General features: G+C 67.0%; 7 protein-coding genes. All 7 read right to left on the reverse strand.

Going from position 1 to position 8,655, the window contains the following annotated elements; all coding sequences use genetic code 11:
- Window positions 1-621: 621 nt before the first annotated feature.
- On the reverse strand, window positions 622-1,701 hold the full coding sequence (locus tag VHB92_RS06765) for a glycosidase (RefSeq protein WP_325452701.1): 1,080 nt from the start codon (window positions 1,699-1,701) through the stop codon (window positions 622-624).
- A gap of 279 nt (window positions 1,702-1,980) precedes the next feature.
- On the reverse strand, window positions 1,981-3,057 hold the full coding sequence (locus tag VHB92_RS06770; protein ID WP_325452703.1) for a hypothetical protein: 1,077 nt from the start codon (window positions 3,055-3,057) through the stop codon (window positions 1,981-1,983).
- A 2-nt stretch (window positions 3,058-3,059) separates the two neighbouring features.
- Window positions 3,060-3,944, reverse strand: coding sequence for a carbohydrate ABC transporter permease (locus tag VHB92_RS06775; protein ID WP_325452711.1), 885 nt, complete (start codon window positions 3,942-3,944; stop codon window positions 3,060-3,062).
- 38 nt (window positions 3,945-3,982) lie between these two features.
- Window positions 3,983-4,972 carry a sugar ABC transporter permease gene (locus VHB92_RS06780; protein WP_325452705.1) on the reverse strand — a complete coding sequence of 330 codons (990 nt, stop codon included), beginning with the start codon at window positions 4,970-4,972 and terminating at the stop codon, window positions 3,983-3,985.
- Between the two features lie 2 nt (window positions 4,973-4,974).
- Window positions 4,975-6,264, reverse strand: coding sequence for a sugar ABC transporter substrate-binding protein (locus VHB92_RS06785; protein ID WP_325452707.1), 1,290 nt, complete (start codon window positions 6,262-6,264; stop codon window positions 4,975-4,977).
- A 2-nt stretch (window positions 6,265-6,266) separates the two neighbouring features.
- Window positions 6,267-7,310 carry a LacI family DNA-binding transcriptional regulator gene (locus VHB92_RS06790; protein WP_325452709.1) on the reverse strand — a complete coding sequence of 348 codons (1,044 nt, stop codon included), beginning with the start codon at window positions 7,308-7,310 and terminating at the stop codon, window positions 6,267-6,269.
- Window positions 7,311-7,875: 565 nt separating this feature from the next.
- On the reverse strand, window positions 7,876-8,655 hold a 780-nt coding region (locus VHB92_RS06795), incomplete at its 5' end, for an L-arabinose isomerase family protein (RefSeq protein WP_422653652.1).

An 8,655-nucleotide genomic window follows, 5' to 3' on the forward strand; every position in this document is an offset into this window, starting at 1 on the left:
GAGCAGATCTGACTAGCATCGAAAGTCAACTGACAATCATTATCTAATCCAAAGGAATCCCAACACCAACCAAAAAGATCAGTGCCGGAGGTTATTTGGCATATGACATAGTGCACGCTGTTGAGTTCTCAAGGATCGGACACTCCTGACCATCGATCACGCGGATCTACTTGTCAGGGTTACTTCACCGATCATCCGCCGACCGTGACACGGGCGGGAAGCCTGCACACGTCGGAGGAAGATGTTGTTGTTTCCTGCAGCCAGTGGTTCTCTCCTCCAGAGGAGTAGCTCTTCGGCTGAGGGCTTGTCCCGCTTGAGGCCGGAAGCTCTTCGAGCCTTCCGCACCTTTGGGGTGACAAGTCATTACTTTACGCGGCGGTCCGCGCGCGTGCAATTCGAGGCCGCAGCCCGGGCGTGGCGCGCTTCTCGAGTCGTCCGTCGGCCGGCTCGATGGTCTGGCCCACCGCCGGAACCGCACCAGTTGGCCCGTCGAGACCTTCTCTGTCGACGAGGTCCAGAAGGCGTCAGTGGGTCCGCCGGGAACCGTGTGAGCGGAGCACCTCGGGAACCGTGCGAACGGAAGACCCGAGAACCGTGTGGGCGGAGGACCGGGGAACGGTGTCAGCCGACCGCACTGAGGCGAGCGACACCGATCTTGGAGTCGGCCATGCCGTAGAACACGTACCGTTGCCCGTCGATCTGCTCGATCGCCGTCGGGAAGACCACGTTCGGCACGGTGCCGCTGCGCTCGTCCTCGGTGTCCGCCGTCAGCAGCGGGTCGACGGTGCGCTGGAGCACCCGCCACGGTTCGGCGGCATCCAGGATCATCGCACCCGCCGCGTAGTTGACGTGCTGCTGCTGCGACATCCCACCCTCGAGACGCCCTGTCACCCCGTGGTGCAGAAGCAGCCATCCCTCAGGAATCCGCACAGGCGCCGGACCCGATCCGATCTTCAGCTCCTCGAACGGATGCTCCGGCGCCGCCACCACGCGATGCCCGCTCCACCTCGAGAGGGCGCGCACGTCGTTCCGCACGTCGTCGAGGGGCACGAAGCTCATCCAGATGCTGCCCCGTTGCTCGGTCATCCACTCGGGGAGGACCGGTCGCTCACCAGGCCGGATCTCGCTCAGATCCCACGACGGACGATGGAGGACCGCGAGCGACTCGGTACCGTCTGGCGCCGTCACCGGCTCGGGCAGGAACACGGTGTCCTTGTTGTGGAACAGGTTCAGGTCGAGATCGAGGGCATCGTCGTACGCGAACGACACGGGACCGAGACGAACCCAGTCACGGACATCCGGAGACACCGCGATCGCCGTGCGGGGCCCCAGCGGCCCGAATGCGACATACGTCATGACGTGCAACCCGAGCGCCGGGATGTAGGTGACACGCGGATCCTCGACGCCCGCGTTCTGAGACCCCCGCTCCCACGTTCTGTCCGGCTCGATAACGACGCCCTCGCGCTCCACTCCGACCGGCACACCGTCGTCGAGCACGATGCGCGCGAGTCCGATGCGCGACACATTGCCCTCGGCCACGAGCCGAGGCAGTAGGTAGAGGCGTCCCTGCGCGTCGTGGCCGGTCGCGGGGTTGAGCACACCCTCGGCCTCGAGCGGCGACCCCGGCTCGGGCGCCATGATCACGCCGAGGCGTTCCAGCGCATACGGGAACCGCTCTGTGGTCGACGATTCGATGGTCATGGTGTTCCTTTCGATCGGGTTTCGATCGGTGCATGCCGCACCCGGTTCGGTCCTCTTCGGCGGTCGCCTGCCGACTGGCTGGTCGGTCCCCGATGGTCAGTTGCCGGCCTCCGTTCGCCCGCCGGCCGCCCGCTGCTGCTTTGCAGAGTTGCCAACCGGCGCATTGCCCCGGCCGAGCCTCCAGCGAAGCCGGTCGGTTCGCCCACCGGCGCACCGGCCCACCGAGACGACCGCCCACCGAGACCCCGAACCCCCGACCCACCGAGCCGACGGCCGCGCTCATCCGGTGCCGCTCGAACCGCCTCCCGGGCTGCGATAGAAGTAGAGTTCGCGGTCGCCTGCGGGTGCGTCCCAGCCTTGGGCGAACATCCAGTCGCCCTGCCACCGGATGAGACCGCCCCACGCGAGCGAGCCTCCCCGGTGCAGCTGGAGCTGCGTGAAGGGATCCACGACGGCATACCGCGCCTGACCAGCCGCGAACTCGCCCTCGCGGTCTCGGTAGAAGAAGTCGAGCACGAGCGTGTCCCCCGTCACGACGGCGCACGCGACCTCGTGCAGGCTCCCCCACTCGCTGATGTCGAGATACGGCTGCGGCTCGAACGTCCAGTGCACGAGATCGGTGGAGCGTCCGACGGTGAGCACGCCGTCGCATCCCTCGGACAGGAACATCAGGTAGTGCTCCCCGAAGCGCACGGCGTTCCCGCGTCCGTCTGTGGCCACAACAGCCCCCTTCGCCCACAGCCGGGAGACGGCGTACGGAACCGCGAGCCCCACCTTCTCCCAGGCCTCGAGGTCGTCCGAAATGGCCATGCGGATGTCGCATCCCACCTCGCCGAGCGGCCAGCCGGGCGATGGGTAGCGCTCGGCCTCCTCCGCACCGGCCAGAGGCCAGATGCCGTTGTAGAACATCACGTAGCGCCCATCGGCCTCGTAGACCTTGGGGTCTTCGCAGCCCCACACCTCGTCGTCGTCGGTGGGGAAGATCAGCGGGTTGGCGGCGTCGTCGCTCCAGCCGGCGCCCGGCGTGTAGACGGCGTGGCCGATCCGGCTGGCCAGCGACTCCTTGCGCGGCGACGCGCGGTAGAAGAGGTGGAGCCGGCCGTCGCGCTCCATCAGCGTGGGGTTGAAGAGCGACGAGGACGTCCACCCGACTCCGGTCGGGTCATCCCACTGCCCCTCCAGGCGGAACGTCAGCGAGTCGTCGCGCTCGAAGGGGCCGATCATCCAGTCGACGGGCTCGCCGAACGCCTCAGCCGAGGAGAACTGGGCAACGGTGAGCGCGGCCGTCTTCTCGTTGCTGTGACGTTCGGCATCCTCGTACGAGTCCCGCAGCCGTTGCGTCGAGATGGGCTGCACGGCTATCCCTTCACCGAGGATCCGAGGTCGGTGGCGGTGAAGTACCGCTGCCCGACGATGAACAGCACGACAACGGGCGCCGCGAGCACGACGGCCCCCGCCAGGATGGCGCCGAACGGGTTGGCCGTGGACGACGCGACATTGCTGATGTAGTTCGCCAGCGACACGGCGAGCGGCTGCATCGAGGAGTCCTTCGTGATGAGGAACGGCCACAGGAACTCGTTCCACGGGCCGATGAACGTCAGCAGCACCGCGGTGACGAGAGCCGGTCGCACGAGCGGCAGCCCGAGGCTCCACAGCAGGCGCAGCTCTCCAGCACCGTCGACCCGCGCAGCGTCGAACAGCTCCTTGGGCAGCTGCAGGAAGTACTGCCGGAAGATGATCACGGCCGTCGAGTTGATCGCGAACGGCAGGATCATGCCCAGATAGTTGTCGGCGAGACCGTAGTTGCGAGCGATCAGCACGTACAGCGGGATGATCAGCAGCTGGAACGGAACGACCTGCACCAGCAGAGCGAGCGCGAACGTCGTGCCTCGACCGCGCCACTGCAGCATCGCCAGTGCATATCCGGCCAGGAGCCCGAACACCACGGTGCACAGCAGCACGCCTCCGGTGAAGATTCCCGAGTTCACGAGGCCCTGCAGCAGATTGATGCGGCTGTTGATGGCGGCGTAGTTCTCCAGCGTCAGGTTCGACGGATTGGGGAACGCACCGGCGACCGTGGGATCCGGCTCGGTCTGCAACGACCCCACGAGCATGTAATAGAAGGGGAACAGGAAGACGATCGCGCCGATGGTGAGCACGACGCCACGCAGAATGGCCTGGCCGCGCGAGAGCTCGATGCCCGTTCCGCGACGTGACCTGCGGCGGCGGCCGCCTCGCGGCATCCGCACTCCCGCCGGCTCTTCGATAGACGTGTCGGCCATCAGTCCCTCCCCTCCCCGAACCGGTTCTCCAGGAACGCGATGATGAGCACCACGATCACGAGCACGATGCCGATGGCGGCCGCGAATCCCGGATGCCCCTGCTCGATCCCCTGCTGATACATCACGAACACGGGCGACGAGGATGCCCCGTTCGGCCCGCCTCCCCCGGTGAGGAGGTACGGCTCCGTGAACAGGTTCGCGCCCACGATGGTCGACAGCAGCAGCACCAGCACGGTCGCCGGCCGCACTCCAGGCACCGTCACCGAGAAGAAGGAGCGGATGCGACCAGCTCCGTCGGTCGCGGCCGACTCGTACAACTCGTTGGGCACGTTCTGCAGCGCCGCGAGGTAGAGCAGGATGAAGAATCCCAGCTGCTTCCACGTGACATAGATCGCCACGGTGGGCATAGCGAGCACCGGGTTGATCAGCCACGACGGGCTCGGGGCGAGCGGGCCGAGCAGGTTGTTGACGAGCCCGTCGCTGTTGAACAGGAACAGCCACACTGCGATGACCGCCACGCTCGCCGTGACGTACGGCACGTAGTAGCTCACCCGCAGGAACACGCGAGCGTGCACGACCTTGTTCAACGCCGTCGCCAGCACGATCGACAGCACGACCGTCAGCGGCACGTTGATGAGGAGGAAGACGCCCACGTTGGCGAACGACTGCAGCACCGCGGGATCGGTGAACACCTGCACGTAGTTGTCGAGGCCGACGAACGGCCTGTCGACCTGCGCTCCCGGCGCCGCGAAGAAGTAGTCGAAGAACGACATGTAGACGGCGAACACGAGCGGATACGCGAACACCGAGATCACGAAGACCAGGTACGGAACCGCGAACAGGCCGCCGAACGGCTGGCGGCCGAACACGCGCACCCTCAGCGGATGCTTCGGCGACGTACGCGGGTGGTGCCCGGGCTCGGGGCCGGCGGCGTCGCCCCGCCTGCCTGCCCCGAGCCCCGGGTGCGCCGTCGGACTGGTGGAGGACATGGCTACTTCTTCGCCCACTCCGCAGTCATCGTCTTCGCCGCGCTGGACAGCTGCGACTTCAGGTCGCCCTGCCCGGAGATCACGGCCTTCTCGTAGAAGTTGCGCAGATCCTGGAGCACGGCGATCGTGTTCGGGCCGGTCGGGTCATCCATGGTGCGCTCCGTCTGGCCTGCGAACTGCTGGTACGCCGGGTTCTTCTGGAAGAAGTCGGGGAACGTCTTCTGCAGGTTCGTGCGGATCGGCATCTGGCCGGTGATCTCGAGCAGCTTCTGGTCTTCCGACTTGCTCGTCGTGTACTTGAGGAAGTCCCACGCCGTTCCCTGGTTCTTGCACGAGGTGTACATGCCCACGTTCTTCGCATCCGGGAACGTGTACGTCTGATCCGCGCTCATGCCGTCCTTCGTCGGCACCGGCACCGAGCCCCAGTTGACCTTCTTGTACACCGGGATGGCCCACGGACCGACGATGGCCATGGCCGACTTGCCGGTGGCGAAGGCGTCGTTCTGGGACTGCTCCTTGCCCGCGAGACCGTCGGCGTAGATGGACTTCCAGAAGTTCGACACGTCGAGACCGGCCTGGCTGTCGATCGTCGCCTTGCCGTTCTCGATGATCGACTTGCCCTTCGTCTCAGCGGCGTACAGCGGCAGGAAGTCGAAGTTGGGCTGGAAGAACTCGCTCGTCGGCGACGGGTAGATGGCGTACTGCGCAGCACCGCTCGAGGTGAGCTGCTTCGCGGTGGCGAGGAAGTCGGAGTACGTGCTCAGCTTGGGATGCTCGGCGTCGAGCCCCGCCTTCTGGAACATGTCCTTGTTGTAGAAGATGACGACGGGGTTGGCCTTCCACGGCATCTGGTAGAAATCGCCATCGCTCGACTTGTACTGCTTGGCGGATGCCCCGCTGCGGCTCTCGATGTAGCTGTCGGCCCCGGGGAACTTCGAGAGGTCGACCAGGCCGCCCTGCTTCTGGAACTGGCCGGTGGCGGCCGGCAGGTTGTTGTAGACCAGGCACGGTGTAGTCCCCGCGGTGATCGCGGCGCCGATGACCTCCTCGGTCGTCTTGCCTGCGGGGACCTCCTGGCCGGTGACCTTCTCGTCAGGGTGCTTCTTGTTCCAGGAGGCGACAGCGGCCTTGCCCCACTGGATCTCCTGCGCGTTGTTGGAGTACCAGATCTTGATCGGGCCGTGCGCCTTCGTGGCGTCGGATCCGCCGCCGGAGCCCGCCGAGCATCCGCTGAGCGTCAGCGCGGCCAGCGCCACCGCCGCGACGGTGGCGATCTTCGTGCGTCGTTGCATTGTCATCTCTCCTTGGTGTTGTGGTGTGCCGTTCCCGCCGGCGCCGCTGTGGAGGCGCGACGGATGAGGTCTGCTCCCGGAAGCTCGACATCGGGTGCCGTTCCTTCCTCGATCAGGCGCAGCAACGTCTCGGCTGCCGCCCTGCCCCATTGGGATGGCGCGTTGCCGAGGCTCGTCAGCGTGGGATAGACCCACTCGCCCATGTCGGATCCGTCCATGCCGGCGATGGACAGGTCGCCGGGCAGAGACAGCCCGCGCTCGTGCGCGACCGCCATGCCGGCGATGGCCATCGGATCGTTGCCGTAGATCACCGCCGTCGGCCGGTTCGGGTCATCGAGGAGCCGGCGGGTGGCTGCGGCCCCCTGCTCCGGCGAAAAGTCCGCCTGCTCCACGACCGACTCGAGCCCCCAGGCCCGGCATTCGGCCAGGAACCGCTCGAGACGGATGCGCGCGTGCTGCATGGCGGTGTTTCCCGTCACGTGCGCGATCCGCCGGTGGCCGAGCTCCGCGAGGTGGCCGACGAGCTTCGAGATGCCCGCGCTGTAGTCGCGCGAGATCACGGGCATTCCCGCCGCGTCATCCGGACGCCCGAGCACGACGGCGGGCTTGCCGAGGCCCGTGAGGGCGCGGACGCGATGGTCGTCGTCGAGCAGGTCGGTGACGAAGAACCCGTCGACGCGGCGCTCGGAGCTCAGGCGCCGGTAGGCGTCCAGCTCGCTGTCCACGTCGGGCACGACGCTCAGCACGAGCACCTGACCGCGCTCGGCGAGCACCGCCTCAGCGCCGGCGATGAAGGCGGCGAAGAACGGATCGACCTCGATCACGTGCGGACTGCGCCGCACGATGAGTCCGAGAGCGTAGGCGCGGCGCGTGCTCAGACCGCGAGCACGGGGGTCCGGCCGCCAGCCGAGCTGGTCGGCGACGCGCAGGATGCGCCCCTTCGCCTCCGCCGAGACCCCTGGACGGTCATTGAGCGCCAGAGACACGAGCCCCTTGCTCACGCCCGCCTCTTTGGCGACGTCGTCGATCGTGATCTTCTGATCCATCCAGCACCTTCGGTGGTCTGCCTGCGGTCGCCTCCGTTCCGGAGGCTAAGGACCCGTTCCCGCGGCGACCTAAACCGGTTCAAACCGCCTGCTCGCTCACTCTAAACCGGTTTAGAGTGGCTCGTCAACCCGGTGCTCGGGGAGCGTGACGTCGCACCAAGGGCTGGATGCTGCGTCACTGCAGAGGCATGCGAGATCGCCGAGGAGCGGATGCGAGATCGCCGCAGAGAAGCGGATGCGACATGGCAGCTCGGGCGGATGCGACGTCTCCCAAGAGCAGGGGACGCGACATGGCCGTAAGGGTAGGTGCGACATCGCCGCAGAGAGCGGACGCGACGTCACCCCAAGGGCAGAGAAGCGGCAAGACGCGGAACGCCACCGGCACGCTGTTCGTGCCGATGGCGTCCTACGGGTCGAGGTGGGCTGAGCCACGCGTCGCCCGGGGGCAGAGATAGACAGAGAGAGAAGACCGCGCATGCCAACCGGGTCAATGGCGATCCGACCGCGAGCGGCGTTCTCGACTCCCTCTCGGAGCCGGCCAAGACCGGCGCCGGCCGACGCGAACTCAGATGCCGCGCTGCAAGCGCCAGTATGCAGCGCTCCACTTCAGCTGCTGCTCGAACTCGCGGGGTCGCGTGTCGTTGTCGATCACGACGAGCTCGGTGTCTGCCATGCGCGCGAAATCCTCCCACGCCTCGATGCCGACCGCGTTCGTCATGACGGTGTGGTGTGCGGCTCCGGCCTGCAGCCAGGCCCACGCCGACGTGCGGAAGTCGGGCTGCGGAATCCACACGGCTCGTCCGACCGGCAGCTTGGGCAGCGGCTCGGTCGGGGCGACCACCTCGACGACGTTGGCCGTGAGACGGAAACGGTCGCGCATGTCCGACAGCGCCACGACGACGGCGGGGCCGGCATCCGCGTTGAAGACCAGGCGCACCGGGTCGTCCTTGCCGCCGATGCCCAGCGGGTGGATCTCGAGCGTCGGCTTCGCGGTGCTCAGCGATGGGCTCACCTCGAGCATGTGGGCGCCGAGGATGCGCTCTTGGCCGGGCGTGAGGTCGTACGTGTAGTCCTCCATGAGGGATGCTCCGCCCGGGAGTCCCGCACCCATCACGTTGGCGATGCGCACGAGCACGGCCGTCTTCCAGTCGCCCTCCGCGCCGAATCCGTATCCCTCGGCCATGAGCCTCTGCACGGCCAGCCCCGGCAGCTGCTTGAGCGCGCCCAGGTCTTCGAAGTTCGTCGTGAACGCGCCGAATCCGCCCTCCTCGAGGAACGAGCGCAGCCCCAGCTCGATGGCCGCCCCGTCGCGCAGCGACTGATGCCGGTCACCGCCGCGCCGCAG

It is taken from the genome of Humibacter sp., from assembly GCF_035547335.1.
Classification (GTDB): Bacteria; Actinomycetota; Actinomycetes; order Actinomycetales; family Microbacteriaceae; genus Humibacter.